The sequence below is a fragment of the Streptomyces sp. NPDC005808 genome (assembly GCF_042871385.1).
Classification (GTDB): domain Bacteria; phylum Actinomycetota; class Actinomycetes; order Streptomycetales; family Streptomycetaceae; genus Streptomyces.
In genome coordinates, this window is record NZ_JBIAIK010000002.1 from 241275 (window position 1) to 267530 (window position 26256).

Annotated in this window: 21 protein-coding genes and 2 pseudogenes; 13 read left to right on the top strand and 10 right to left on the bottom strand. The window is 69.5% G+C overall.

Going from position 1 to position 26256, the window contains the following annotated elements; translation table 11 throughout:
- Positions 1 to 89 precede the first annotated feature (89 nt).
- The gene (locus ACFYPC_RS04640; protein WP_388670677.1) at positions 90 to 1673 is read right to left on the bottom strand and encodes an alpha/beta hydrolase; all 1584 of its coding nucleotides are present in this window, start codon (positions 1671 to 1673) and stop codon (positions 90 to 92) included.
- A 150-nt stretch (positions 1674 to 1823) separates the two neighbouring features.
- Positions 1824 to 2641, bottom strand: a pseudogene (locus tag ACFYPC_RS04645) (radical SAM protein); the annotation flags it as partial.
- 9 nt (positions 2642 to 2650) lie between these two features.
- On the opposite strand from ACFYPC_RS04645, the gene ACFYPC_RS04650 reads away from it, so the two are divergent.
- From ACFYPC_RS04650 to ACFYPC_RS04685, 8 genes are all read left to right on the top strand, one after another.
- Positions 2651 to 4072 (top strand): recombinase family protein, encoded by a 1422-nt coding sequence (locus ACFYPC_RS04650; protein ID WP_388670680.1) that lies wholly within the window; start codon positions 2651 to 2653, stop codon positions 4070 to 4072.
- Between the two features lie 151 nt (positions 4073 to 4223).
- On the top strand, positions 4224 to 4436 hold the full coding sequence (locus ACFYPC_RS04655) for a hypothetical protein (protein WP_388670683.1): 213 nt from the start codon (positions 4224 to 4226) through the stop codon (positions 4434 to 4436).
- Positions 4437 to 4721: 285 nt separating this feature from the next.
- Positions 4722 to 6986: a bifunctional DNA primase/polymerase gene (locus tag ACFYPC_RS04660; protein WP_388670686.1), complete on the top strand. Its 2265-nt coding sequence runs from the start codon at positions 4722 to 4724 to the stop codon at positions 6984 to 6986.
- Between the two features lie 217 nt (positions 6987 to 7203).
- Positions 7204 to 7410: a hypothetical protein gene (locus tag ACFYPC_RS04665; protein ID WP_388670689.1), complete on the top strand. Its 207-nt coding sequence runs from the start codon at positions 7204 to 7206 to the stop codon at positions 7408 to 7410.
- Positions 7411 to 7465: 55 nt separating this feature from the next.
- Complete coding sequence (locus ACFYPC_RS04670) at positions 7466 to 7714, top strand: hypothetical protein (RefSeq protein ID WP_388670692.1); 249 nt, start codon at positions 7466 to 7468, stop codon at positions 7712 to 7714.
- 230 nt (positions 7715 to 7944) lie between these two features.
- Positions 7945 to 8136 (top strand): hypothetical protein, encoded by a 192-nt coding sequence (locus tag ACFYPC_RS04675; RefSeq protein ID WP_388670695.1) that lies wholly within the window; start codon positions 7945 to 7947, stop codon positions 8134 to 8136.
- Positions 8137 to 8346: 210 nt separating this feature from the next.
- Positions 8347 to 9792, top strand: a complete 1446-nt coding sequence (locus ACFYPC_RS04680) for a phage major capsid protein (protein ID WP_388670698.1) — start codon at positions 8347 to 8349, stop codon at positions 9790 to 9792.
- On the top strand, positions 9789 to 9947 hold the full coding sequence (locus ACFYPC_RS04685; protein ID WP_388670701.1) for a hypothetical protein: 159 nt from the start codon (positions 9789 to 9791) through the stop codon (positions 9945 to 9947). Before ACFYPC_RS04680 ends, ACFYPC_RS04685 begins: the two co-directional genes overlap by 4 nt.
- Positions 9948 to 10882: 935 nt before the next feature.
- Here the strand turns inward: ACFYPC_RS04685 and ACFYPC_RS04690 are convergent.
- On the bottom strand, positions 10883 to 11050 hold the full coding sequence (locus tag ACFYPC_RS04690) for a hypothetical protein (RefSeq protein ID WP_388670704.1): 168 nt from the start codon (positions 11048 to 11050) through the stop codon (positions 10883 to 10885).
- A gap of 113 nt (positions 11051 to 11163) precedes the next feature.
- Between ACFYPC_RS04690 and ACFYPC_RS04695 the strand changes: the two genes are divergently transcribed.
- Complete coding sequence (locus ACFYPC_RS04695; RefSeq protein ID WP_388670707.1) at positions 11164 to 12408, top strand: helix-turn-helix domain-containing protein; 1245 nt, start codon at positions 11164 to 11166, stop codon at positions 12406 to 12408.
- Between the two features lie 399 nt (positions 12409 to 12807).
- Here the strand turns inward: ACFYPC_RS04695 and ACFYPC_RS04700 are convergent.
- Positions 12808 to 13089: pseudogene (locus tag ACFYPC_RS04700) on the bottom strand (radical SAM protein); the annotation flags it as partial.
- Between the two features lie 172 nt (positions 13090 to 13261).
- Between ACFYPC_RS04700 and ACFYPC_RS04705 the strand changes: the two are divergent.
- From ACFYPC_RS04705 to ACFYPC_RS04720, 4 genes are all read left to right on the top strand, one after another.
- Positions 13262 to 13705, top strand: a complete 444-nt coding sequence (locus tag ACFYPC_RS04705; RefSeq protein WP_388670710.1) for an SRPBCC family protein — start codon at positions 13262 to 13264, stop codon at positions 13703 to 13705.
- 181 nt (positions 13706 to 13886) lie between these two features.
- A complete protein-coding gene (locus ACFYPC_RS04710) occupies positions 13887 to 16274 on the top strand; it encodes an MFS transporter (RefSeq protein ID WP_388670713.1) in 2388 nt (795 codons plus the stop codon).
- A gap of 139 nt (positions 16275 to 16413) precedes the next feature.
- A complete protein-coding gene (locus ACFYPC_RS04715; RefSeq protein WP_388670716.1) occupies positions 16414 to 18879 on the top strand; it encodes a SpoIIE family protein phosphatase in 2466 nt (821 codons plus the stop codon).
- A 170-nt stretch (positions 18880 to 19049) separates the two neighbouring features.
- Positions 19050 to 19775 carry a class I SAM-dependent methyltransferase gene (locus ACFYPC_RS04720; protein ID WP_388670719.1) on the top strand — a complete coding sequence of 242 codons (726 nt, stop codon included), beginning with the start codon at positions 19050 to 19052 and terminating at the stop codon, positions 19773 to 19775.
- Positions 19776 to 19929: 154 nt separating this feature from the next.
- Here the strand turns inward: ACFYPC_RS04720 and ACFYPC_RS04725 are convergent, their stop codons facing one another.
- The 6 genes from ACFYPC_RS04725 to ACFYPC_RS04750 form a co-directional block, all read right to left on the bottom strand.
- The gene (locus ACFYPC_RS04725; protein ID WP_388670722.1) at positions 19930 to 20559 is read right to left on the bottom strand and encodes a malonic semialdehyde reductase; all 630 of its coding nucleotides are present in this window, start codon (positions 20557 to 20559) and stop codon (positions 19930 to 19932) included.
- A 128-nt stretch (positions 20560 to 20687) separates the two neighbouring features.
- Positions 20688 to 21929 (bottom strand): VOC family protein, encoded by a 1242-nt coding sequence (locus ACFYPC_RS04730; RefSeq protein WP_388670725.1) that lies wholly within the window; start codon positions 21927 to 21929, stop codon positions 20688 to 20690.
- A gap of 14 nt (positions 21930 to 21943) precedes the next feature.
- On the bottom strand, positions 21944 to 22804 hold the full coding sequence (locus tag ACFYPC_RS04735) for a fumarylacetoacetate hydrolase family protein (RefSeq protein WP_388670728.1): 861 nt from the start codon (positions 22802 to 22804) through the stop codon (positions 21944 to 21946).
- 28 nt (positions 22805 to 22832) lie between these two features.
- Positions 22833 to 23423 carry a carboxymuconolactone decarboxylase family protein gene (locus ACFYPC_RS04740; protein WP_388670731.1) on the bottom strand — a complete coding sequence of 197 codons (591 nt, stop codon included), beginning with the start codon at positions 23421 to 23423 and terminating at the stop codon, positions 22833 to 22835.
- Positions 23424 to 23473: 50 nt separating this feature from the next.
- Positions 23474 to 24895 (bottom strand): aldehyde dehydrogenase family protein, encoded by a 1422-nt coding sequence (locus ACFYPC_RS04745; RefSeq protein WP_388670734.1) that lies wholly within the window; start codon positions 24893 to 24895, stop codon positions 23474 to 23476.
- Positions 24896 to 25025: 130 nt separating this feature from the next.
- Positions 25026 to 26252 carry an oxygenase MpaB family protein gene (locus ACFYPC_RS04750; protein ID WP_388670737.1) on the bottom strand — a complete coding sequence of 409 codons (1227 nt, stop codon included), beginning with the start codon at positions 26250 to 26252 and terminating at the stop codon, positions 25026 to 25028.
- Between the last annotated feature and the right edge of the window lie 4 nt (positions 26253 to 26256).

Here is a 26256-nt window from a genome sequence, read left to right on the forward strand (position 1 = left end):
CGAACCCGTCGGGGACGGGAACACGGGTCAGCTCGTTCATGTGTCCAGAGTGGACCATGGGTCTGACAACGCCCCCGACGGGCCTGTGGTCAGCCTCGGTAGCCGAGGATGCCGTGCAGGGTCGAGCCGCGTGAGGTGGTGGAGGCCGCCTTGGTGCTCAGCGGCTTCGGGTCGGGCAGTGTCTCGCACACCGCGTCGATCTCGCCGCCACTGCGCGGCACCTTGCCGTCCGTCAGATACGCCGCCAGGTACTTGTCCAGGCAGGCGTTGCCGCTCAGCGAGATGCCATGGTTACCGCCGCCCTGCTCGACCACCAGGCTGGAGTCGGCCAGCAGGTTGTGGACGGTGACACCGCCCTCGTACGGGGTGGCCGCGTCGTTCGTTGCCTGGAAGAGCAGCGCCGGCGGGATGGCGTCGTTGGCGACGTCGACCGGATGGAGCGAGCGCGTCGGCCAGAAGGCGCACGGCGCGTTGTACCAGGCGTTGCTCCAGGCCATGAACGGCGCCTTCTCGTACACCGCCCAGTTGTCCTCGCGCCACTGGTCCCAGTCGCGCGGCCAGGCTGCGTCACGGCACTGCACCGAGGCGTAGACGCTGTAGCCGTTGTCCCCGGCGGCGTCGATGGCGGCGAAGTTGTCGTACGCCTCGACCAGCGGGTCCGCGTTCTTGTCGTTCACATAGGCGGCGAACGCCTCGGCGAGGTAGGGCCAGTAGCCGTTGTAATAGCCGCCGGGGATGAACGTGTCCTCCAGTTCGGAGGCGCCCACCTTCTTGTCCGCGGGCTTCTTGGCGAGCGCCGCGCGCATCGCGTACCACTTGGCCTCGATCCCGGCGGGGTCGGTGCCGAGCTTGTACGTGCTGTTGTGCTTCGCCACCCAGGACATGAAGGCCAGGTGACGGTCGTTGAAGGCATAGTCCTGGGTGAGGTTGTCCTCGTACCAGACTCCGGTCGGGTCGACGATGGAGTCGAGGACCAGGCGCCGTACGCGGTCCGGGTAGAACTTGGCGTAGACGGCGCCCAGGTAGGTGCCGTACGAGTATCCGAAGTAGTTGATCTGCCTGGCGCCGAGGGCGTGCCGGATCGCGTCCATGTCCTGGACCGCGCTCACCGTGTCGATGTACGGCAGCAACTTCGCGTACTTGGTGGCGCACGCCGTCGCGAAGGACTCGGCCCGCGCGAGGTTGGCCCGTTCGAGCGCCGGGGTGCTGGGCACCGAGTCGGGGCGCACCGGGTCGAAGTACCCCGGCTTGCAGTCGAGGGCGGGCTTGCTCGCGCCGACGCCACGGGGGTCGAAGCCGATGACGTCGTACTGCGCCGCGACGGCCTTGGGCAGCGCGGACGCGACGTACCCGGCGAGGGTGAGCCCGCTTCCGCCGGGACCGCCGGGGTTCACCAGCAGTGGTCCCTGGTACTTCTTCGCGGTGTGCGGCACGCGCGAGAGCGCCAGGGTGATCCGCTCGCTGTACGGGTTGGAGTGGTCCAGCGGCACCTCCAAGGACGCGCACTGGAGCGTCGGATAGGCGGTCGTGGCGCACTTCTTCCAGCTGAGCTTCGCGGTCTGGGCGGTGCGCGGTGCGGTCGCGGAGCCGGAGCTCGCGTCGGCGGGGATCGACGTGATCATCCCTGCCACGACAGCGGCAGCACCGCACAGAGCGGCTGCGCGCTTCTTCATGGGGAGCCTCCCAGGACGGAGGATTCTGAGCCGTGCACACCACGGCCTTCGCCGCATCGTCCCGGAAAGAGGGTCCGGAAGAACCCGTTCTGGCAAGACTTGACCCGATCGGGCCGCCGGATGCGCTCGGATGACGTCAGGGAACCGCCCTCACAGGAGTGTGAGCTGAGTCCCCTCCGGCGTGGCCGGCTCGGGTGTCGGCGTGATCCTGCGCGGCATCCCCGCGCGCGAGGGACCGATGCCGTACTCCTGCGCCAGCTCGTGGACCTGACGGGTGATCCGGCGCTGGTACCACTTCGGGGCGTAGGAGCCCTCGGCGTACAGCCGCTCGTAACGGCGTACGAGATGCGGGTGGTGGTGCTCCAGCCAGGCCATGAACCACTCGCGTGCGCCGGGCCGCAGATGCAGCACGAGCGGGGTCACGGAGGTGGCGCCGGACGCGGCGATCGCCCGTACGGTGGCGCGCAGTTGGGCCGGGTCGTCGCCCAGGAAGGGGATCACCGGGGCCATCAGGACCCCGCAGCCGATGCCGTGGTCCGTCAGAGTGCGTACGACGTCCAGGCGGCGCTCAGGGGCGGGCGTGCCCGGCTCGACGGTGCGCCACAGCTCGGGGTCGGTGAAGCCCACGGAGACAGAGATCCCGACGTCGGTGACCTCGCAGGCCTGCTTCAGGAGGTCGAGGTCGCGCAGGATCAGCGTGCCCTTGGTGAGGATCGAGAAGGGGTTCGCGTGGTCGCGCAGGGCGGCGATGATGCCGGGCATCAGCCGGTAGCGGCCCTCCGCCCGCTGGTAGCAGTCGACGTTGGTGCCCATCGCGATGTGCTCGCCGTGCCAGCGGCGTGAGCCGAGCCGTCGGCGCAGCAGTCCGGCGCGTTGACCTTCACCACGATCTGGGAGTCGAAGTCGAGACCCGAGTCGAGGTCCAGATAGCTGTGCGTCTTGCGGGCAAAGCAGTACACACACGTACAGTGCTCTGTATGACCCCATTTCAGAACGGCGCCACGTACAACCGCATCAGCAAGGCTGACGTGGGCGACGAGGACGGTGTGATCCGGCAGGGCGAGGACACCGCCGCCCTGGCCCTGCGCAGGGGCATCCCGGTTGCCGACCAGCACCGGTACGTGGACAACAACATCAGCGCGACGAGTGGCAAGCACCGCCCCCAGTACGAGGCTCTGATGACGGCCGTTCAGCGCGGCGAGGTCGACTGCATCATCGTGACCTACATGAGCAGGCTCTGGCGCGGCCCGCGCGAACGCCTCGACGGCATGGAGATCCTGAAGAAGCACCGCGTGCCGCTGCTGACCGTGAAGGGGCCGGAGTTCGATCTCACGACGGCTCAGGGCCGCCTGATGGCCGGGGTGATCGGGGAGTTCGACACGTTCGAGGTCGAGCAGATGCGGGAGCGGGAGCAGCGTGAGGCCCTCCAACGCGCCGAGCGGGGCGAGTTCCCCACCGGCCCCCGCTGCTTCGGGTACACCGCGACCGGCGGTGTGATCGTCGAGGACGAGGCCGCCGAGGTGAAGGCGATGTTCGAGGCGCTGCTCGCCGGGGCCAACGTGTCCGGCATTGCGGCCGACCTGAACGCGCGGGGCGTCCTCAACCGCAACGGGAAGTCGTGGACCCACAACTCCGTGCGCGGCGTGCTCCTCAACGAGCGGTACGCGGGCATCCGTGAGTTCCGGGGCGAGGAGTACGCGGGAACCGGCTGGAGCCCCATCGTCGACGAGGACGTGTGGCGCAAGGCCGTGGCCGTCCTGACCGATGATGCGCGCAAGACGTCGCCGGGACCTGCCCGCAAGCACCTGCTCTCCGGCATCGCCCGGTGCGGCGTGTGCAACAACGGCACCACGGTCACGAGCGCGCAGCGCGGCGACGGCAAGACCGGCTACAAGTGCCGGGGCAAGGTCAAACACCTGATGCGGGTGGCGGAGCCGATCGACGCGCTGATCACCAACACCGACCCGGCCAAGGGCCCGATGGGCGTGGTGATCCAGATCCTGTCGCGGCCCGACGCGCGCGCCCTGCTGGCCGACGAGGACCGCCCTGACGCGGCCGAACTGCGCACCCGCGCAACGGCGCTGAGGGCCCGTCTGGACACCCTGGCGGACGCCTTCGCGGACGACGACGAGGCCGACCCTGTGGAGTACAAAGCCGCCGCGAAGAGGATCAAGGCTCGGCTCGCGAAGATCGAGGCCGAGATGGCACACCCGACCCGGGGTCCGGTGCTCGCCGGGTTGGTCGGCGCCGAGGACGTCCCTGCCGCCTGGGACGCCCTCCCGCTGGACCGCAAGCGCGCCGTGATCAACCTGCTGATGACGGTGACGATCCACCGCGCCGGGCCCGGCCGCGCACACTTCCGCCCCGAAACCGTGGTGATCGAGCCGCGCCTTGGGTGAAATTGGTATATGCCACGGGGGGTGCACACACCCCTGGGGCGGGGGTTCAGATCCAACAAAGCCTCTGTTGCAGGGTATTGTTGGGCGCAGACCTAGACCGCAGCACCCCGAATCCGGGGCTGCGGTCTTTCTGCATTCTGAGGGGACCACCGTGGCCCAGAAATACATCAACTTCGACTCGCCCGATCTGCGGAAGGCGCGCATGGCTCTGGCCCGCCGTGACTGCCCGGAGACCCGCGCCGCGTACTTGCGCGCCATTGCCGCATCGGCCCGCACCCAGGCCGACCGGCTGGACCGCGAGGCGAATGCCCTGCTCGTCGCCGACGGGGCGTTCGACTCCGCCGACCAGAAGATCAGCGCCTAGCACGACCGGCACGGAAGGGAATCCGGGATGCAGCGTCCCGCCCTGGATTCCCTCCGCGCGGGTGTACGAGACCGAGACCGCGACGAAGGAGTAATTGTGATCTGGAAGAGCCGACATGGCCCAGAAAAAAGTCCGCCCCGGCGACAACGGGGCGGACCACACAGACGAAATGACCTGCCCCCAGCATAACGCCGTTGCGCGGTACATCGAGAGCCGCGTTGCGGAATTCCCGCCGCTGACGCCCGAACAGCTCGACCGGCTGCGCGCTCTCGGCTGGGGGCCGCGATGAGCGCCGACGCCCTGGCGGGGCGAGGCTGGTACCGCCACCCGCTCGACCATCCGTCGCACCCGCACTGCCTCGCCGCGCACACCCGACAGCCGTGCGACGGGACGCGTGGGAAGCACCCGCTGACGCGGTGGTCCATCCGCGCGACCACCGACCCGGCGACGATCCGGCGATGGGCCGTGCGGTGGGGCGCCGTGAACTTCGCGATCTCGTGCGGGCCGTCCGGCCTGGTGGTCATCGACGAGGACGCCGAGGGCGAGTTCGAGCGCTGGTGCCGCAACCACGGGCACGAGGTGCCGGACACCTACCGGGTGCGGACCGGCCATGGCTGGCACTACTACTTCCGCCAGCCCGTCGGCAAGCTGCTCGGCAACGCCGAGGACGCCTTTGTGGGCTACAAGATCAACGTCCGTGGGGTCGGCGGGTACGTCGTGGCCGCCGGATCTGAGCACGCCTCCGGGGTGGTCTACACGGCCGAGGACGACGCGGCCGAGGTGATTGGCTGCCCGGAGTGGATCGCCGGTGAGCTGACCGAGTGGGACGGACCCGGCGCGGTGGCGGCGACCCCGGCCGCGCTGGCGGCCTTCCTGGACGAGCACACGGGCAACGACTTCCCGGGTGCCCTCGCGGCCCCCCTGAAGCAGATGAGGGACGCCGTGTACCCCAAGCGGCACAAGACGGCCACAGTCATGGCCTGTTGGGTCGCCAGGGAGGCAGCGGCAGGCGCCTATCCGGCCCAACTCGCCTACGACGAACTATTGTTGGCATTCGAGGAGACGCTGGACCGCGACGGTGAGGGAGAGTTCGGGGAACTGTTCGGCTGGGCCGTCGGCCAGGTCGACGAGCAGGGCGTCGCGGACGCCCGCCAGCGGCTGGAGCACAGGAGCGACGAGGAGGCCGAGGAGCGGGCGGAGCTGGCCGACCTGGTGGGCCCGGCAGCGACGGGCGCGGTGGACCCGTACCGGCTGCCGGAGACCTTCTGGACCGCGCGCCCGGAGCTGGCCGCCGTGCGCCAGTTCGCGCACGCCCGTGCGGTCGGCGCTGACGCCGTATTCCATTGCCTTCTGGCCGAGTTGGCGTCGCTGTTGCCCGGTGACCTGCGAGTGGACACCGGCCTGATGAAGCCCGCCAGCCTGAACTACTTCGCCGGACTAGTAGGCGGGTCCGGCATCGGCAAGTCGTCCAGCGCGGGCATCGCGGCCGACCGGGTGCCGGTCCCGCCGTGGCTGCGCGATCACCGGTCGGGGCTGCCGCTGGGGTCCGGCGAGGGGCTGTGCGAGGCGTACATGGGCACGGTCACCAGGGAGGTCGGCGAGACCTACAAGGACGGCACTCCGAAGCCATCCAAGGTCCGCGAGCAGGTCCGGCACAACGTCAGCTTCTACGTGGACGAGGGCAAGACCCTGGTCGCGCTCATGGGCGAGCGCAACGGGTCCACGCTCGGACAGGTGATCCGTACCGCATGGATGGGGGCGGTGATCGGCCAGACCAACGCGTCCGCCGAGCGCACCCGCGAAGTCCGGGAGTACGCGCTCGGTCTCACGGTCGGCTTCCAGCCCTGCACGGCTACGCCGCTGCTCCTGGACGGGGTGGACGAGGGCACCCCGCAGCGGTTCGTCTGGTGCGTCACCGACGACCCCTCGGTGCCCGACGACGCCCCCGACGACCCCGGCCCGATGCCGGATGTCGTCGCCGCCGCTCTGAGCCCGTTCGGTGACGCTCCCAGCGCTCCGCGCATGGAGCTGGCCGCCAGCATCCGGGGCCGTCTCCGGCAGGCTCACGTGGCCCGCCAGCGCGGCCAGCGGGCGGACGGTGAGAGCCCGTACGACTCGCACCGGCCGCTGACCCTGGTCAAGATCTCCGGGCTGCTGACGGTGTTGGCCGGGCGCTCCGAGATCACCGAGGAGGACTGGTCACTGGCCGAGACGATCTACGGCCGGTCGGCCGCGATCCGTGACCGCCTGATCAAGAAGGCCCAGCAGGACGCGGCCAGGGCGAGCGAGGCGAAGACGGCCGCGACGGTCGCCACGGCGCGGCGGGTACACGAGGCGACCGCCGGGGCGAGTGAGCGGGCCGACCAGGTCGCCCGGAACCTGGTCCGGAAGATCGACAAGGCCGGGCCGATGGCGCCGGGTGCGCTGCGGAGGTCGCTCCGCAGCACCATGCGCGATCACTTCGAGGCGGCCCTGGAGCACGCCGATGCCCGGGGCTGGCTGACCGAGGACAACAACAAGATCGCTCTCGGCGATTCGAGGCCGTCTTGATCGCCCAGGGGTGGACAGGGGTGGACGGGGTGGACCGTCCACCCCCCTGGTGGCTCGCGCGCGTAATACGAGTCAACACTCTCTATCTATCTATGCAGGTGAGAGGCATTCGCCCTCACCGTGGAGATCGGCAATTTTCCGCCGCGAGCGGGGACAGGGGTGGACGCGTCCACCCCTGTCCACCCCTTAGCGATCAAGAAAACAAGGAGTCCTGGTCATGACCCCACGCACACCCCGCGAGATCATCGCCGGACTCGCGGACACGTACCACTGCGGCGACTGCCGCAGCGATCCGCCGGAACTCCGCGAGATCGCGCCGGAGATCTTCGTCCTCCAGATCGGCCATGCCGACGGATGTCCCGTCCTCGTCGGCGCGGTCTCCGACCGAGCGGACCTGCTCCGCGCCATCGACCGCGCCTCATGATCCACCGGCACCCGATCGCCGGCCGATACGACGAACCTCCCGAAGGAGCCCCGTCATGACCAGCCCCACGCCCGAGCAACTGGCCGAGTTCGTCGCCGCGAGCGCGGTGACCCTCATCGAGCAGTTCGAGAAGTCCGTGACCGAGATGACGCGCGACCCGATGGCCCCCGCGTACTTCGCCGGGCTGGCGGAGCACGTCCTGAAGATCGAGATCGAGGGTGAGCGGTTCCGCATCGTCCCGCTGCCCGCCGAGCCGGATGACACGGAGCCGCCCGCCGAGTACCAGCCGCCCGGCTACCTGTGACGCTGCGTCACCCGTACGGGACCGCGTTCGCCGAACGCGCGGAAACCATGTCGGGCGACACCAATGCGCGCGGACACGACGCGCCCGCGCGAGGCTCGTCGTGTCCGCGCAGGTCAGACCCGTTCACCCCATCTGACCTGCGCGAACACGGCTGGCCAGCTCAGATGCGATGAATCCGTTCGCACCTGTTGACTCCCCCGAACGATCACTCACAGCAAGGAAACGCACCGATGGACATCTTCCTCGGCCTGATCGGCTTCTTCGCCTGCACTGTCCTCCCGATCGCGGGACTGTGGTGGGCGATCAAGCACTTCCGCCGGGACTCGGCCCGCCGGATGGCCCGACGCAACGCGGCGAACCAGCGGTACGTGGACGAGAGGCGACTCTGGTGGCCTCATCGCGGCCCCTGGACGCCCTTCTGACGGCCTTGGTGCTCGGCCAGGTACCGGGCACCCATACCGCCCCCGACGGCACCAGATCGGCGCACAGAGCGATTCCGGCGTACGCTGGGGTCACGCACCGGGCGCCGCCAGCCGTCAGCTCGCGGACTCAACGCCCCAGCCCCGCCGGACTCTGCGGACTCCACGGGACAGCGGACTCCCCAACTTCCGTACGCCTCCATGGAGTTCGTCATGTCCGAGTACGTCCGCGCCCTGAAGCGCGGCACCATGAACAACCTTCACGCCCCGGCGGGCGACCGGCACATCGGGTTCGACCGGGGCGACCTGATCCCGGATGACCACTGGTCGGTCCGGCAAGCGAGTGATCCCACCTGGTTCTCCGCCCCCGTCGACCTCGGCTCGGCCGAGGCCGAACTCGCCGCCGACCACTGGCGGACCGGCCGCGAGCTGGCCGCCGTCGAGGAGCGCAACAGCGGCGCCCTGGAGACCTGGCCCGCTGGCCAGCAGGAGCGCTTCGGCAACCTCACCCGGCGTCAGGAACGCACCCGTGAGGCGCTGCACGGTCACCAGGTGGACCACATCCGCTCGCTGGCCGCCGGTGGCGCCACCGAGTCCGGTACGCCGTTTACTGCCGGGGGCACTCCCCGCCGGGGTGACCCGCTTCAGGGTGCCCAGACCCTCGCCCGGGGCCAGAAGATCACGGACTGGCTGCGCACGAACCATCCCCACACCCACGACCGGGGCGGCGGCGACCTCAGCTTCGACAGGTACCTCCGTGGCATCGTCACGGCCGACTGGCGCGGCGCCGACGAGGAGCGTGCCCTGTCCGTGGGCACCGCGACCGCCGGTGGTCACCTCGTGCCGAGCCCGCTGGCGGCCACGGTGATCGACCTCGCGAGGGCCAAGATGCGCGTCGCGGAGGCCGGGGCAACGTTCGTCCCCATGACGACCTCGACGCTCAAGGTCCCCCGGCTGACCGGCGAGGGAGCCCCGGCGTGGCGGAACGAGAACGCCACGATCACGGCGGGGGACTTGACCTTCGACGCGGTGACCTTCACGGCGCGGTCCCTGGACCGGCTGGTGATCATGTCACGGGAACTCTTCGAGGACAGCGACCCGTCGGCGTCGACCGTGATCGCCCACAGCTTCGCGGCCCAGCTCGCCCTCGAACTGGACCGGGCGGCGCTCCGGGGCACCGGCTCCGCTCCCGAACCGAGGGGGATGCTCAACCAGTCCGGCATCACTGCCACGGCGCACGGTGCGAACGGCACAGTGATCACGAACTACGACTGGTGGCTCGATGCGGTGGGTGCGGTACGGGCCAACAACTTCGAGCCGACGGCGCATATCCAGGCCCCCCGGACCTCGACGTCGCTGGCGAAGCTGAAGGAAGCCACGACCAACGCGTACATGTCGCCGCCGCCGTCGATGCTGCCGATGCTGACCACGAAGCAGGTCCCGATCAACCTCACCGTCGGCACGAGCACCGACGCATCGGAGATCTACACCGGTCAGTGGAACCAACTGGCTATCGGCATCCGCGTCGGCTTCCGGCTCCAGCCGCTGTTGGAGCGGTACGCGGACTCGGGACAGATCGGGTTCATTGCCAACCTGCGCGCTGACGTGCAGGTATTCCAGCCGACCGCATTCGTGGTCGACACAGGTGTGAGGACGTGACGATGGACGGCTTCGAGGTACTTCGAGACGTCAACAAGTACAACGCCCAAGCGCTCGACGACGAGATGGATTCCATGTCCCATTGGCTGGAATTGCATCGCGAAGGAATTCCGCTGGAAACGTGGCGCGCACTGCCGGATTCAAATTCGGAATAGCGTCCAATAAACTCCCTCGCGCATTCTCCGGCCCTCGATCTCCGGGGAATGCGCGAGGGCTCCGGAGTTTATGCCGAGCAAGATCGGCTGTAATGCAATTCGAATTGAATTACTCGGCAATTCCCTGCTAATTCATTAGCGGGGAATTCGCGTGAATAGTGGCGGGTAAACGTGCAGGTTAGAGGGGTGTGGATCACGGGGAGGGGGTAGGTGATCAGCGTAAATCAAGATCGCTCCCACCCCGATACACTTATCGGCCGCTGAACCCCCCAGCTCCCGCCAAAGGTCGCGAGAGCTTGACGATCTAGTATAGCCGCAGGTCAGAGGGATGTGGATCACCGCCGGCCTTGATGATCCTTTACGCGGCGTGCCGGTCCTTGATCGCCGGGCCAGTGATCCAACAGTCGCTATTCCCCGGGAATTCGGCCCGCTATTCCTCGCCTATTTGTGATCGCCAAGCCTTGATAAACTCGCAGCGAGTGATCGTTGGGGAATTCAAAGGACGCCATAAACTCGGCCCGTCAGGCCTGGATATCCGGGATATAATCAGAGGCGAGGGATGCAGGGGCGCGCCCTCAGGCGGGACCCCGGGATACGCACTCCTCTTGCGTTGGGGCTCGGGGCCCCGTCGCCACCGGCCGGGACAGATCACATGCCGAGACGGACACGGTCCGGATGTCGAGCACCAAGATCGCGCCGGAGGCGCTGACCATGGTGGACATGGGGACAGCTGCACCTGCCACGTGTCGCGCGACAAGATCACGCCTGGCGGCGATGGCAGGCGCAGGTGCACCGGCGCACGAGCAAGATCCCGCGCGCATGAGGCAGCGGGACATCCTTATCCCGGCGGCAGTCGCGGTGAAGATCCCCGTACCCCGGCCGCTGAGCGACCGCGCACTCGGCGGACATGGTGTCGGTGTCGACGGCGGGCGCGGTCATCGTGCGACCTTCGCGCCCCGGTGCCGGGGGCAGCGGCAGGGCGGGTAGCCGAGATCCATCTGGAGCCGCTCCGGGTCCGCGTCGCCGCCGACCTCGTACCGGGGAACGATCTCCGTCCGCCGCCCGTTCTTGTCGATCTTGTACACCTGGATCGTCATCGTCATGGTGCCTCGTCCCCTCGCAGGTCACCTCACCTTCCCGAGCGGAGTGGATCTCCTGGAGGCGCCCCGGAGGGGGCCAGGGAGGGGCCAGAATGGGTGCAGGGGGGAGGCCCGCGATGCAGACCACGGAGCGAAAGAAGCAGTTCGGCCAGTACCTCGCACGCCTGCGCCGGGACGCGCGCCTGTCCCAACGCGCCCTCGCTGACCGGCTGTGCACCGTGTCCGGCGTCGCCTCCGTCACCCGCAACGAGGTCAGCCGGTGGGAGCGCGGCGATCGCGTCCCGGGCGCCTGGCTGCCCGCGCTGGCCACCGTCCTCGGGGCCCGGCTGGAGACCCTGGAGGCCGCCGCCGCGTACGCCCGGGGAGAGACGGCCGGACGCCTGCCCGGGGCATTCGCCACCCTGGCCGAGCTGTTGCCACCAGGGGACCCTCTGGAGCCGCTGAGTGCTCGTACCGGCCGCCGCATCGGGCCGGACACCGTGGCCGGTCTCGCGGGCCGGGTGCACGGCCTGCGCCTCGCCGACGACGTCCTGGCCGGTGGCGACCTGATCGGCCCGGCGTTCCGCGAACTCGGCTCTGCCGTCACGCTGCACCGCGAAGCCAGCTACGACGAGGCCACCGGACGTCAACTCCTCGTGCAGATTGGGGAGTTGGGCCAGATCGCGGGATGGATTGCCAGCGACGCGGGCGAGCACGAGCAGGCCGAACAGGCGTACCGGCTCGGCATCAGCGCCGCCCGGCAGGCCGGTGACGGCGTCTTGGTGGCCAACCTCGCCGGGTCACTCGGCTACCAACTGTCCAATACAGGGCGCGAGTTGGAAGGCGTCGACCTGGCGGAGGCCGCCGTGACCGAGGCCGGGCCCGACGCGCCCCCGAAGACGCGCGCCCTGTTCTTCGACCGCGTCGCCTGGGCCCGGACGCGGGCCGGACAGGCGCACGCCCAGGCGGCCATGCGCGCCCTTGGGCAGGCGCATGAGGCCCTCTCGGAGGACGGCGGACCCGAGGCCCCGGACTGGGCCTACTGGGTGTCGCGAGATGAACTTGAGGTTATGGACGCCAGGGTGTTCACCGAGCTGCGGCGTCCGCTGCGGGCCGTGCCGTTGCTGCGGTCGGTCCTCACCCGCTACGACGCCACGCACGCCCGCGAGCTGGCCCTGTACCTGAGCTGGTTGGCGGTCGCGTACGCCGACGCCAACGAGCCCGAGGAGGCCGCCGCGACCGCCGCCCGGATGTTCGACCTGTCCGCCGACGTCGCCAGTGATCGCACCTCGGAGCGGGGCCGGTTGGTGCTGCGGCGGCTGGCCGACTTCGACGACGTACCCGAGGTGCGCGCCGTCCTGGCGGAGCACCCGGTCTCGTGACGTGTCGGTGCGTGTCGGCTGATCTTGTCAGCCCATGCCAGTGATGCAGGTGAGGTGAATGCAGTAGATCATCCGGCTGTTTGTCAGCCGCTGACACAGCCGCTGGCCTATAGGTTCGCGTCCTGATATCCGCGCCGACGTCGTCCGGCGCCCTCAGGATCCGTCTGAGGCAACTTTGCGATCATGAGCGGCTGCCAAGGTCAGCACAGCCGCGCACACCTGGATCACGCGGTCCGGGTCCTCGCGTGCGGCGCCTCGCATGAGTACGGCGTAGGCGACTGACCTCCGCTGGGCGGGACGTTCCCGGGTGAAGGGTGACCCCGCCATGCCCTTCCAGGCCGTGTCTGCGTTCGGGTTGCCGGGCATGGGTACCTCCTGACCTGAATAGGGTTACGGAGTGCAGTACACACACGCGTGCGTGCAGCCTCGATAGGGGTTCACGGTCCACTCGAAGGGCATGCGGGAGGCCCCCGGCACCCGGTTCACGATCGACTTCGCCCGGATCTCGTGGAAGGTGATGCCCCGGAACTCCGGGGTGTCGAACGTACGGGTGATCACCGCGTCCGCGCCGAACAGCGCGGCGTCCTTGGCGGGATTCCCTGTGGGGTCCGCTGTGGGGTCCGCTATGGGGTCCGCTATGGGGTCCGCTATGGGGTCCGCTGTGAGGTTCTCCCAGCGCATGAGGCCTCCTCGGTAGCACTGACCACAGAATAGAACACATGTTCCCTTGATCGTGCGACCTGGTATTCGGCGACCCGTGCGGCACCCTGTGGGCACCCCGATTTGGGCGGCCCGGCCGGGGGGTGGTTGGCTGGCCGCACACCCCGGAAAACCAAGTGCTGGAGGAAGTGCAATGGCGCAGGTCGAGGCCACGACGGAACGGGTCATCGCGGCGGACGCGGAGGCGGTGTTCGACGCTCTGGCCGACTACACCGGCACGCGCGCGAAGCTGCTGCCCGAGCACTTCAGCGAGTACGAGGTGCGCGAGGGCGGCGACGGCCAGGGCACCCTCGTCCACTGGAAGCTGCAGGCCACCAGCAAGCGCATCCGTGACTGCCTGCTGGAGGTGACTGAGCCCACCGACGGCGAACTCGTCGAGAAGGACCGCAACTCCTCGATGGTCACCACCTGGCGTGTCACGCCCGCGGGCGAGGGTAAGTCACGCGTCGTCGTCACCACCGTCTGGAACGGCGCGGGCGGCATCGGCGGCTTCTTCGAGAAGACCTTCGCGCCCAAGGGCCTCGGCCGGATCTACGAACTGGTGCTCGCCAAGCTCGCCACCGAGGTGGAGAAGTAGCCCCGGCACCGACTTCACGGAATGTGCGGCCCAAGGAGCAGTTCTCCAGGGCGCGTTGCAGTCCTCACCGATTCGAGTGGATCTCTTCGGTGTGGGGCGTTACGCCGTAACTCGTCGCGCTTGCCAGCAGTTGTCGCGTAAGCGGGAATTGTGCGAGTAGGCGCGACGAGGGGAGCGGTACGTGGGCGGGATCACTCTGGTGAAGGACGAACCGGCTGCCGCACCCCCGCAGGACCCCCCGCCACCTGCCGCGGAGACCGGCCAACTAGGTCCGCGCCAGGTCCGGTTGGTCTTCCTCGGGCTCATGCTCGCGCTGCTGCTCGCGGCGCTTGAGCAGATGATCGTGGCCACCGCGCTACCGAAGATCGTCGGTGAGCTGCACGGCCTGGACAAGATGTCCTGGGCGATCACCGCCTATCTGCTCACCTCGACCGTCGGACTCCCGATCTACGGCAAGCTCGGCGACCTCTTCGGTCGCAAGGGCGTCTTCCAGTTCGCGATCGTCGTCTTCGTGATCGGCTCCGCGCTGGCCGGCTGGTCACGCACCATGGACGAGCTGATCGCCTTCCGCGCACTCCAGGGCGTCGGGGCGGGCGGCCTGATGATCGGCGTGCAGGCGATCATCGCGGACATCGTGCCGCCGCGTGAACGCGGCCGTTTCATGGGCCTGATCGGCGCCGCGTTCGGCCTCGCGTCCGTGGCAGGCCCTCTCCTGGGCGGCTATTTCACGGACCACCTCACCTGGAGGTGGTGCTTCTACATCAACGTGCCCTTCGGCCTGCTCACCCTGGCCGTCGTCACCGTCGTACTGAAACTGCCCAAACCCCGGACCAGAGCGCGCCTCGACGTGCTGGGTGCGCTGCTGCTCGCCGCCGCGTCGACCTGCCTCGTCCTGCTGACCAGTTGGGGCGGCACCGAGTACGCCTGGGACTCGCGGGTCATCCTGGGGCTCGGCGCGGGCGCGCTCGCCGCCACGGTCCTCTTCCTCGTCGCCGAGCACTTCGCGGCCGAACCCCTCATCCCCCTGCGGCTGTTCAGGGACGGCGTCTTCAACATCACCGCCCTGGTGGGCCTGGTCGTCGGCGTCGCCCTGTTCGGCGCGGCCAGCTATCTGCCGACGTTCCTGCAGATGGTGGACGGGGCCTCGGCGACCGAGTCCGGGCTCCTGATGCTCCCGATGATGGGCGGCATCGTCGGCGCGTCGGTCATCTCCGGGCAGCTCATCAGCAAGACCGGGCGCTACAAGGTGTATCCGATCCTCGGCGGTGCCCTCTCGGTCCTCGGCATGTGGCTGCTGTCCCGGCTCGAAGTCGACACACCCAGGCTGCACTACAGCATCTGGATGGCGGTGCTGGGCGCGGGAATCGGCATGGTGATGCCGGTACTCGTCCTCGCGGTGCAGAACTCGGTACGCCCGGCCGACCTCGGCACCGCGACCAGCGCCAACAACTACTTCCGGCAGATCGGCGGCAGTGTCGGCGCGGCCGTCTTCGGCACCCTCTTCGCCAACCGGCTGGCCGACGAACTCGCCGACCGCCTCCCCGCGAGCGGGGGCACCGGAGTCCCGGACTCCGAGTCCCTCACCCCGCAGCTCGTGCACACGATGCCGGCAGCGCTGCGCGACACCTACATCGGGGCGTACGCGGAAGCCATGCCGCGGATCTTCCTCTACCTCGTGCCGGTGCTCGTCCTCGGCCTGCTGATCGCCTTCTTCCTCAAGGAGAAACCGCTGGTGTCCTACAACGCCCCCGCCACCGAAGCCGAGTCCGGACCGCTCACCCAGATCCCGCACGCCCGCACCTCGTACGCCGCCGGGATCCCCGTCTGCGGCACGGTCCAGCACCCCGACGGCACCGTCGTGCCGCGCGCCGCGCTCACCCTCATCGACATCGCCGGGCAGCAGATCGGACGAGGCGCCAGCGGTGAGGACGGGCGGTACGCGCTGTCCACGCCCGGATCAGGGTCGTACGTCCTGATCGCCGCGGCGGGAGGCCACCAGCCGCAGGCCGTCTCGGTGACCGTCGGCGAACGGCCCGTGGAGCTGGACGTCGTGCTCGGCGGGGCTGGACGCCTCGCCGGAAGCGTGCTGACCGCGGACGGCACGCCGGTGCGCGAGGCCATCGTCACGCTCACCAACGTCCACGGCGAGGTGGTCACCACCACCCGCAGCGGGCGCGAAGGGGGTTATGTCATCACGGAGTTGGTGGCGGGCGAGTACACCCTCGCCGCCAGCGCGCCCGCTTTCCGCCCGGCCGCGCTCCCCGTCAGCGTGCAGGCCGCACGCGAGACCCGCCAGGACGTCGAGCTCGCGGGCGGCGCCGTCCTGCGCGGCACCGTGCGGGCCGGGGGCGGTCGCCCCGTCGAGGACGCGCGCGTGACCCTCCTGGACGCCGCGGGCAACGTGGTGGACACGCTCACCACCGGCGCCGACGGAACGTTCCGGTTCGTCGATCTGTCCTCCGGCGAGTACACCGTCATCGCGGCGGGCTATCCGCCGGTGGCCACCGTGCTTCAGGTCGCCGGGGGCGGCAGGACGGAACGCGACCTGCAACTGGGGCACGAGGACTAGGCATTGCGAAGTCCCCGGGCCCCCGAACCTTACTCGTGGGTTCAATTCCGGTATTGCCACACATCGCGACGGCCCCCCGCCGTACGGTAGTAGTGGCGGCACAGATCTTGCGGAGCCGTGGGGAGAGAGGGCCTGGGCCATGGACCGTGGCACGGAAACGGGCGCAGCTCCCAGCCGCAGAGCTGGGGACAGCGCAGTGGAGCACGCCTCCGCGGGCCGGATTCCCCTGGCCGTGGTGGCCGTGGACCGCGACGGCCTTGTCTCGCACTGGAGTACCGGCGCCAGGCGCCTGTTCGGTGCGTCCAAGGAGGACGCGGTGGGCCGCCCCGCCGTCGATCTGCTCCCGGTCTCCGGCGCACTCCCCGAAGATGAGGGAACGGCGCCCTACGGGGCGTACGCGGCGTACGACGGACTCGGTCCCGACCTGGAGTCCTCCCTCGACGGACGGCTCTCCTACCCGGCCGCGGGGCGCGCCCGGCTCACGGTGAGCGGCCGCGACCGGGTCGACGTGCTGTGGTGGGCGTACCCGCTGGTGGGCCCCGGCCCGGAGCGACTGCTGGTGCTGGCCGCCGACGCGGGCGCGATGTTGCCCGAGGGTCACGAGGCAGAGGGGGCCGCCGTCGAGCGCATCGCGCCCGCTTTCGCCCTGCACACCGACTTCCCCGGTGCCGAGGAGCTGGCCCGCGGACTCCCCGAGATCCTGCCCAGCATGAGCGTCGGCGAAGGCGCCCGGATCGTCGCACAGGTCCTCGAACTGGGCTATCCCGTCCTGGAGTTCAGCCAGAACGACCGGGTGCCCGTCACCCCCGACTGGGGCGTGCCCCGGCGCGCCGAGCGCATGGCGCGCCGCGAGCGAACCGCCCGGGCGGCGGCCGCCGGTGAACCCCTGCCAGGGGACGTGCAGGACGAGGGCGAGGACCTCGAATACGTCGCCGTACGCGAGCGCTTGGAGTTCCTCAACGAGGTCAGCGGGCGTATCGGCACCTCGCTCGACCTGGCGCAGACCATCCTCGAGGTCAGCCGTGCCGTGGTGCCGCGCTTCACCGATGTGGCGGGCACCTACCTGCGCGAACAGGTCGTCGCCGGTGAGGGGTTCCCCGAAGGCGTGCCCGACACGACCACCATGTGGCACCGCGTCGCGCTGGAGCACACGGACGAGCCGGGCCGCTGGGACGACGTGGTGCCGGTCGGTGAGGCCATGCCTTTCCCGGCGCACACCCCGTTCTTCCAGTGCATGACCACCGGCGAGCCCGTCCTCGTGCCGCGCATCAGCGAGCAGATGGGGCACATGATCGCCGCGCAGTTCGAGAAGCGCGACATCAGGCCGCTCATCACCCACCGCTCCATGCTGGTCGTCCCCCTGAAGGCCCGCAATGTGGTGCTCGGCTTCATGATCCTGCTGCGCCACCCCGAGCGGGTCGAGTTCAACGACATGGACCGCGTGACCGGCGCCGAACTGGCCGCCCGCGCCGGGCTCGTGCTCGACAACGCGCGCATGTACACGTATCAGGAGAGCGTCGCCGAGACCCTCCAGGACAGCATGCTGCCGCACATCGCGCCCCGCATGGCCGGCTGCGACATCGCCACCCGCTACCTGCCCGGCACACTCCTGGGACGGGTCGGCGGCGACTGGTTCGACTCCGTGAAGCTGCCCGGCTCGCGGACCGCCCTGGTCGTCGGCGATGTGATGGGGCACGGCCTCAACTCCGCGGCAATGATGGGCCAGTTGCGCACCGCCGTCCAGACGATGGCCGCGCTCGACCTGCCGCCGGCCCAGCTCCTGCGCAACCTCGACGACCTCGCCCAGCGGCTCGGCGACAACTACCTCGCGACCTGCCTGTACGCCGTCTACGACCCCATCGCCGGCGAACTGCACATGGGCAACGCCGGCCACATCCCACCCGTCATCGTGCGCGCCAGGGACGGCCGCAGCGACCTGCTCGACCTGCCGACGGGCGCGCCCATCGGAGTCGGCGGGGTGCCCTTCGAAGCGGTACGCGTGCCCGTGGAGCCCGGCGACCGGCTCGTCATGTGCACCGACGGACTGGTCGAGGTCCGCGGCGAGGACATCGGCGTCGGCCTCGCCACGCTCTGCGAGTCCGCCGCCCACCCGGCCGCGTCCATGGACGACGCCTGCGACACCATCATCCGCGCGCTCAACACCCGCGGCGGACGCAAGGACGACGTGGCGCTGCTGATGGCCCGCCTCAACGGCATCGAACCCGAGGACGTCGCCGAATGGCGGCTCGCGCTCGACCCGGTCGAGGCGGGACGGGCCCGCGCCGTGGTCCACGAGCAGCTCCATGTGTGGGGGCTGGCCGCGCTCACCGATCCGGCCGAGCTGATGGTCAGTGAGCTGGTCACCAATGCCGTACGGCATGCGCACGGCCGTCATATCGCGCTGCGCCTGGTGCGCGGCGAGACCCTGCTGTGCGAGGTGGACGACGACGACCACACGCTGCCGACCTTGCTCAGCGCGGGCCCTGACGACGAGTTCGGGCGCGGTCTGCGCGTCGTCAGTACGCTGGCCCGTGAGTGGGGGACGAGCCGCACGACCGCCGGCAAGACCGTGTGGTTCGAACTTGCGCTGCCGCGACGTCGTTGACCGCCCGGGCGGTTCGGGGCGTGCGGGGCGGTTACGGGGCGCGCGACGGCGTGCAGTTGTCGAGTGAGCGTGAAGGAATGTGCCACGAGCTTGTGGCTGTAACCGGGGCGCGATAGACCGATCTGGCCCCGTCTCCTTGACGGTCGGCGTCACAACCTGGGGAGTTGGGCATGAGCGTGACGAGTCGGTACAGAGAGGCCTGGGAGGGCTTCTGGCGCGAGGCCCCCGACGAACAGGGGGCGGTCTTCTGGGACGCGGAGCCCGTGCTGACCGCCGGCATCCACCTCGCCCGCTTCGAACCGCGCATGGTGGACTTCGAGTTGCCCCTCGTGGACCTCGGTTGCGGCAACGGCACCCAGACACGGTTTTTCGCCGAACGGTTCAGCCGGGTCGTCGGCGCCGACATCTCGGCCGCCGCGCTGGAGCACGCGCGCCGCGCGGATCCGGAGGGCACAGCCGAGTACCGGCTGCTCGACTCCGCCGAGAAGAGCGAGGTCGAGGCGCTCCACGCGGAACTGGGCGATGTCAACCTCTATATGAGGGGCGTGCTCCACCAGTGCGAGGCCGACGACCGGCAGAACCTGGTCGACGGCATCGCGACACTCATCGGCGAACGCGGCCGGGCCTTCCTGGTCGAACTGTCGGAGACCGCACGCCCCGTCCTGATGGGTCTCGCCCAGAGCGCCGAGGGGCCACCGCCCAAACTGCGGCCGGTCCTGGCGCACGGGATCGTCCCCGGCGAGGTGGCGGACGCGGCGGTGCCGGTGTATCTGGGCGCCGCCGGTCTGACGGTGCTCGGGAGCGGTGAACTCCCGCTCATCACCACGGAGTACACGCCCGACGGAACACGGATCGAACTGCCGTCGACATGGCATGTGGTGGGGCGTGCGGGCTGAACCGCCCACCCTCGCGGGGCCGGACGACGTCCGGCCCTGGTTCGGGTGGGGTGGGAACCACCCGAAAACGCCAGACTCCACAAGGTGTACGCGGACTGATTCAGCGCCGGTGCCGGGGGCACCGGAGCCGGAAGTCCTCCGGTGGATCACCGGATCAGGCCCAGGTGATGACCTGCTCGTGTTCCAGGCGGGGGAGCCGCTGGAACCAGGGCCGCTCGCTGGGGTGCCCGAGGTTGACCACCAGTGTTGACCGCAGACGTCCGTCGGGGAAGAACTCCGCATCCAGCCCGGCGGCGTGGAAACCCTTCATCGGCCCGGCGGCCAGACCCAGTGCACGGACGGCGAGTATGAAGTAGCCCGCCTGGAGGGCGCTGTTGTAGTCGGCGACCGACTCGCGCTTCTCCGTGGCGGTCTCGAAGATCTCCCGGGCCTCGGGACGGTAGGGCAGCACCTCGGGGAGGTGTTCATGAAACCGGGTATCGGCGGCCAGCACCGCGATGACGGGTGCCGAGGCGCTCTTGGGCCGATTGCCCTCGGCCAAGTGCTTCAGCACCCGGGCGCGGCCCTCCGGAGTGCGTAGGTACAGGACGCGCAGGGGCTGGCTGTTGGTCTCCGTGGGTGCCCACCGAGCCAGCTCCCAGATACCGCGCAGCTCCTCATCGCTCACCGGAGTGCCGGCGAAGCTGTTCGCCGTGCGTGCCTGGGTGAAGAGGGTGGCAAGCCCGGCCTCGTCTAGACGGGAGAGAGGCTGCGGCAGGGTCTCTGCCAAGGGTGCGGACATCATTGCTCGCTTTCTCGACGGACCACCACGGTGCTGCCGTTGGGTCCGTCCGGGTTCGGACCAGGAATACGGCTCAACTCCCCCTCGCCGAGCGGGGTGGCGTACGTCGCAGGCGTCTCGTGGCGCACAGGTCAGCCCAGCGGGCCCATGAAGGTCTGATCGGCGTAGCTGTCCGACAGAGGGAGCAGTGTGTCGGGCCACGGGTTGGTGACCGCGCGGCGTTCGCTCTGCGGCCTGGGCCTTCCGTCCCATCCGATCTGTTCCATATAGGAGTAGAGGCAGACCAGGTGACCGTCGGGGTCGCGCAGGTGGGCCGCGTAGTCGATGCCCAGGTACAGCTCGGCGGGGACGTCGTCGACGAGGGTGTAGCCCTCCTGTACCAAATAGCGCACGGCGGCTCGCAGTTGGCTGTAGCTGCCCACTTCCATGCCGATGCTCAGACACGAGGTGTGCTCGCTCAGCCCGAGCCTGCCGCGCAGCGCCTTGTCCGCCAGGACGAAGGTGTGGTGCTCGCTCGCGCTGCGCAGGTGCACGATGCGCTTGCCGAGGTGCTGGGCCTCTTCGGCGATCTGGAAGCCGAGCAGTTCGGTGTAGAACGCGAGCATCTCCTCCATCCGCTCGGTGAACATCGAGATCGGACCGAGACGGGTGATCTTGAAGGGGCGCGGGAGCAGGACGCCACCGACGTCGTACGTCTCTTTCAGGTGTGCCTCCGACGGGCTCCAGCCGGAGTCGGTGTCGATGCCGCGGTTCAGCGCCTCCTGGAGTTCGGCGGCCTCCGACATCTGCGGCAGCGAGGGCACCGTGTTGAAACCCCGGTAGTGCATCGCGGCCGGCCGGGACTTCCGTGACCAGCCGATCTGCTCCATGCCGTAGTAGAGCTCGACCGTGTTCCCGTCCGGATCGAGGAAGTAGACGTGCCAGTTGCCGCCGGGCATGTCACGTCCGACGCGTCCGATCCGCACGCCGCGGGCGCGCAGGTACGCCTCGGCGTCGACGACCTCCTGCAGGCTGCCCACCTGCCAGGTGATCTGGCTGAGCGTGTTGTCATCGGCGTGCAGGTCGTTGCCGAAGAAGGTGCCGAAGGTGCGGTGCGCGAGCAACAGGGCGTGATGGTCGGCGGAGTTGCTGGTGAAGATCAGCCGGGGGTCGGTGACGACCTGCTGCGCGGCGGGGAGTGCCTGCGGCGGCATCTCCTTGAACATGTCCACTTCGTCGGTGACGCGGAACCCGAGCTTGTCGACGTAGAAGGTGATCCCCTCGTCGAGCCGGTCCAGATTGAAGCCGAAGTGGCCGAAACGCCTGATCTTGAAGGGGTGGGGCAGCAGGACTCCGCCGACGTCGAACTGCTCGTTGTGTACTGCGGTCGCCATGACCGGTCTCCTTGCTACTTGTTCTCGTCGGAGTAGTCGGGGCCCGCTGTCACCGGGTTTCTCAGCTCGCCGACGCCTGTTGCCCAACTGACCAGCGTGTCACCGGGCTTGAGGAAGACACTCGGGCTCCGCAGCGCGCCGACGCCCCCAGGCGTGCCGGTGAAGATGACGTCGCCGGGCAGCAGCGGGCACACCGCGGAGATGCGCGCGATCAGTTCGGCGACGGAGTGGACCATGGTGGACGTACGGCTCTTCTGCATCACCCGGCCGTTGAGGGTGCAGCCGATCTCCAGGTCGTCGGGGTCGTCGAGCGCGTCGGGCGTGACGAGGACCGGCCCCATCGGCCCGAACCCCGGGAAGGACTTGCCCATGGAGAACTGCGGTGCGGGCCCCGCCATCTGTACGGCCCGTTCGGAGATGTCCTGCCCCACGGTGAGGCCTGCCACGTGGCGCCAGGCATCCCGCTCGGCCACTCGTTCGGCGCGGCGTCCCATCACGACGACGAGTTCGACCTCCCAGTCGACGTGCCGGCTGGGCAGGGGGATGGCGTCGCCCGGGCCCGAGAGACAGCTCGGAAACTTGGTGAAGATCAACGGAGCCTCGGGCAGGTCGACCTTGGCCTCCTCCACGTGCTCACGGTAGTTGGCGCCGACGGCGAAGACCTGGCGCGGCGGCGGGACGGGGAACTGAAGGCGGTCCAGGGGAAGTCGCTCTCCGCCCGGTGCTGCCGTGGCGGCCCACTCGACGAGGGTGTCCCACACGTCGAAGAGGCCTGCCGGAGCGGCGGAGATCCGGCCGTTGCTGGCCCGTTCGATGTCGACGGCCGACTCGCCGTCGACCAGGACCAGCCGGTTGTCGATGATTCCGATGCGCATGTGGGCGCTCTCCTTGCTTGTGGATCGGCTACTGGTCGAGGCGCGGGCCCGGCGGCGCCTCGTCGAGGGGGACACGCAGCGCCCGAAGCGTGTCGGCCAGCATGATGTAGTGGCCCACCAGCATCGGCAGTTCGATCAGCTGCTCCGTGGTCAGGCGCGCACTCAGCTCACGCCAGGTGGCATCCCCGATCGTGTGGTCGTCGTGGAGTTCGTCCACGGCGGCGACGAGCAGCCGCTCACGAGGCGTCCACGTCCGTGCGGGCCCGCCACCCGTCAGCGCGGCGAAGTCGTGGTCGGTGAGCCCCGCCCTGGCACCGATGGCGCGGTGGTTCTCCAGCTCGTAGGCACTCCCACACCGCCAGGACACCCTGATGATGAGCAACTCCCTCTCGCGGGGCGGGAAGACCGAGTCCCGCAGGAGCTGTATGCACAACGGCAGCCAGGCGCGGAAGAGAGCCGGGTGCTGCACCAGCGTGCTGAACAGATGAGGGACCTGATCGCCCCGGACCACCGAGAGAAGCTGACGCTGCTCCTCCGAGTGATCCGCAGGACCGAGCGGCGCGAGCCGGGGCTCGGCGGCCGCCAGGGGCTGGGGCGTGGCCGGTTGTGGATCGGGCATGGCACGAGCTCCGAATTCATCGATGGGCCCAGCAGCTCAGTCGCTGCCTCCTACAGCTGGAAGGACTTGATCTCCTGGAACTCCTCCAGCCCGTACCGGCCGTACTCGCGGCCGTTGCCGGACTGCTTATAGCCGCCGAAGGGCGCGTTGGGGTTGAAGCCGCCGCCGTTGATCTGCACCTGTCCGGCACGGATGCGCCCGCCGACGGCCAGCGCGAGCGCCTGCTCGGGGGCCCATACGCCGGCGGCCAGGCCGAACGGGGTGTCGTTGGCCAGCGCGACGGCCTCCTCCAGGGTTCGGTAGACCTGCACCACCAGGACCGGACCGAAGATCTCCTCCCTGGCGATGGGGGCGTTCGGCGGGACTCGGGTGAAGACGGTGGGCTGCACATAGAAGCCGCGCTCCAGCCCTGCCGGTGTCTTCGCCCCGCCCACCAGCAGGCGTTGCCCTTCGTCGACGGCCGAGGAGATGTACGTCAGAACCCGGTGGCGCTGTGCCCTGGAGGCGAGCGGCCCGTACTGGGTCGACTCCTCTCGCGGGTCACCGAGCCGCAGGGCCGCGACCTCGGCCGCGAGCAGCTCTTCGACCTGGTCGATCTCGTCGGCGTGGACCAGCAGGCGCGTCAGCGCGAAGCAGGTCTGCCCGGAGTTGAGGAAAGCGGCGGGCAGCACCTGGGAGAGGGTGGTGGGCAGGTCGGTGCCCGGCAGCACGATCGCCGGGCTCTTGCCGCCGAGCTCCAGGGACACCTTCTTGATCGTGGGGGCCGCGGCCTGGCTGACCTTGACGCCTGCGGCGGTGGATCCGGTGAAGGAGACCAGGTCCACCCCGGGGTGGGCGGCGAGCGCCTGTCCGACGACCGGTCCGTCGCCGCTGACCAGGTTGAACACGCCGGGCGGCAGTCCGGCCGCCTCGATGACCTCGGTCAGCGCCCAGATGGTCAGCGGCGCGACCTCACTGGGCTTGAGCACCACGGTGTTGCCAGCTGCCAACGCCGGTGCGACCTTGGCGGTGCTCTGGTGCAGCGGATAGTTCCACGGCGAGATCGCGCCGACCACTCCGAAGGGCTCGCGCACCACGCGGGAGCTGCCGATCTGCTCGAAGGCTTCGGCGCTCTCCGCGATGGCCTGTGCCACGAAGGCGAAGTTGTTGAGGGGCAGTCCGACGTGCGCCGGCCGTGACAGGCCGATCGGCGTACCCACGTCGTCGGTGGCCAGGACGGCCAGTTCATCGGCGCGCTTCTGGAGCCCCGAGACGATACGGCCCATCGCCGCGGCCCGTTCCTTGGCCGGAGTGCGGGCCCACCCTTCCGAAGCGTTATGGGCCGCGGCGACGGCCTTGTCGACGTCTCGACGGCTGCCCATAGGCACATGGGCGATGACCTCCTCGGTGGCCGGGTTGACCACCTCGGCGGCCGAGGTCGCGTCCGGTGCCACCCAGCGTCCGTCGATGAAGATCTTGCTGTAGTCGGGCATGGTCACCCCTCCAGGGCGGTGTTGACGTGAGTGAGCCAGGCGTGATGGGGACGGCGTGATGGGGACGGATCGTGAAGACCGTCTGCGTGGATCCGCTCGGCGAAGGTGGGTTGCTGCCGGTAGTTCCTGGTCACGCCCCCGAGCCGAGGGCCGGCTCCGGTCCCTGGTCCTGGTAAGCCGTCGGTTCGGCGGGCCGGCCGACCGCCTCCCTGGCTGACGCCAGCGCTCGTTCCTGCCGGTGGTGCCATGCGGCGGGCCTGCGGCGCAGACGGCCCCGGCGCCGGCCGATGACGCGGATGACGGGGCCGAGCGCGGCATCGGCCGCCGCAGTCCGTGGCAGACACAGCTCGTCCGCGGCCACGCGGCCATGGAAACGGCGGGTGAGCGCGTACAGCACCGGCAACCCCACACGGGTCGGGATGCGGGCAAGGCGCCGCAGGTCATCGGCGATCGCCTCCAGAGTGGCGGAGGCGAGCCGGGACGATTCCGGGATGGCCGGTCCTGTGACGGCCTGCAGCAGTTCGTCGACCCGTTCGGCGGCCAGGTGAGAGGTGATGCCCTGGACCAGGGCGGCGTCGATGCCCAGCAGGTGGGCGATGTACCACCAGTACCGGTACAGCGAGGCGGTCTCGGCGGACGTCCGGGCCCAGCCCATCCTTGCCTCGGCGCGGTAGGAGGTGAGGGTGAAGTCCATCCAGGTGCGGGCCAGGTCGACCTGGTTGATCGGCGCACCGTACACATCGGGGTCGTAGCCCTTGCTGAGCGCCACCCGTCGCATGTGCGCGTGCAGCATGCGCACCTGCACGGTGGCCACGTAGCCGGGCTCGCCCCGCCGCAGCGATCCGGGCAGCATCGCGGTGACCACCCACTTGCCGGTCTCCTGCAGGCGGCGCGGGACGCCGTCGAGCAACTGGCCCGTGATGGCCAGGACCTTGGCTATCGAGGGTGATTCGTAGATGCGGACGAGCGCCCCGGCGCTGAGCGAGATCGCGTGCGCGGGTGCCGGCGCGCTGAAGAACGGCAGCGACCCGCGATCCAGCAACTCGTCGTCGACGTAGCCGGGCAGGGTCTCGCACTGCGCCAGCAGGGCGGCGACCGCGGGCGGGGGATCGGTCAACGAGGCCAGCCCGGAGGTGAGGCCCTTCTGCAGCGCCGCACGCACCGGCCGGCCGTGCGCGTGCATCTCTTCGACGACGGCGTCGGCCAGCGGGTCGCCTGTGGTGAGCGCCCAGCCCACCAGGTCGGCGCGCCCCTGCCCGAACTGGGTGACGATCGCGGCACGGCCGGCGCGCTCGGTGGGCCATCGGCGGCCGTCGTGACATGTCACGGACCCGGACCCGGCTTCTTCGTTCCTCATCTGA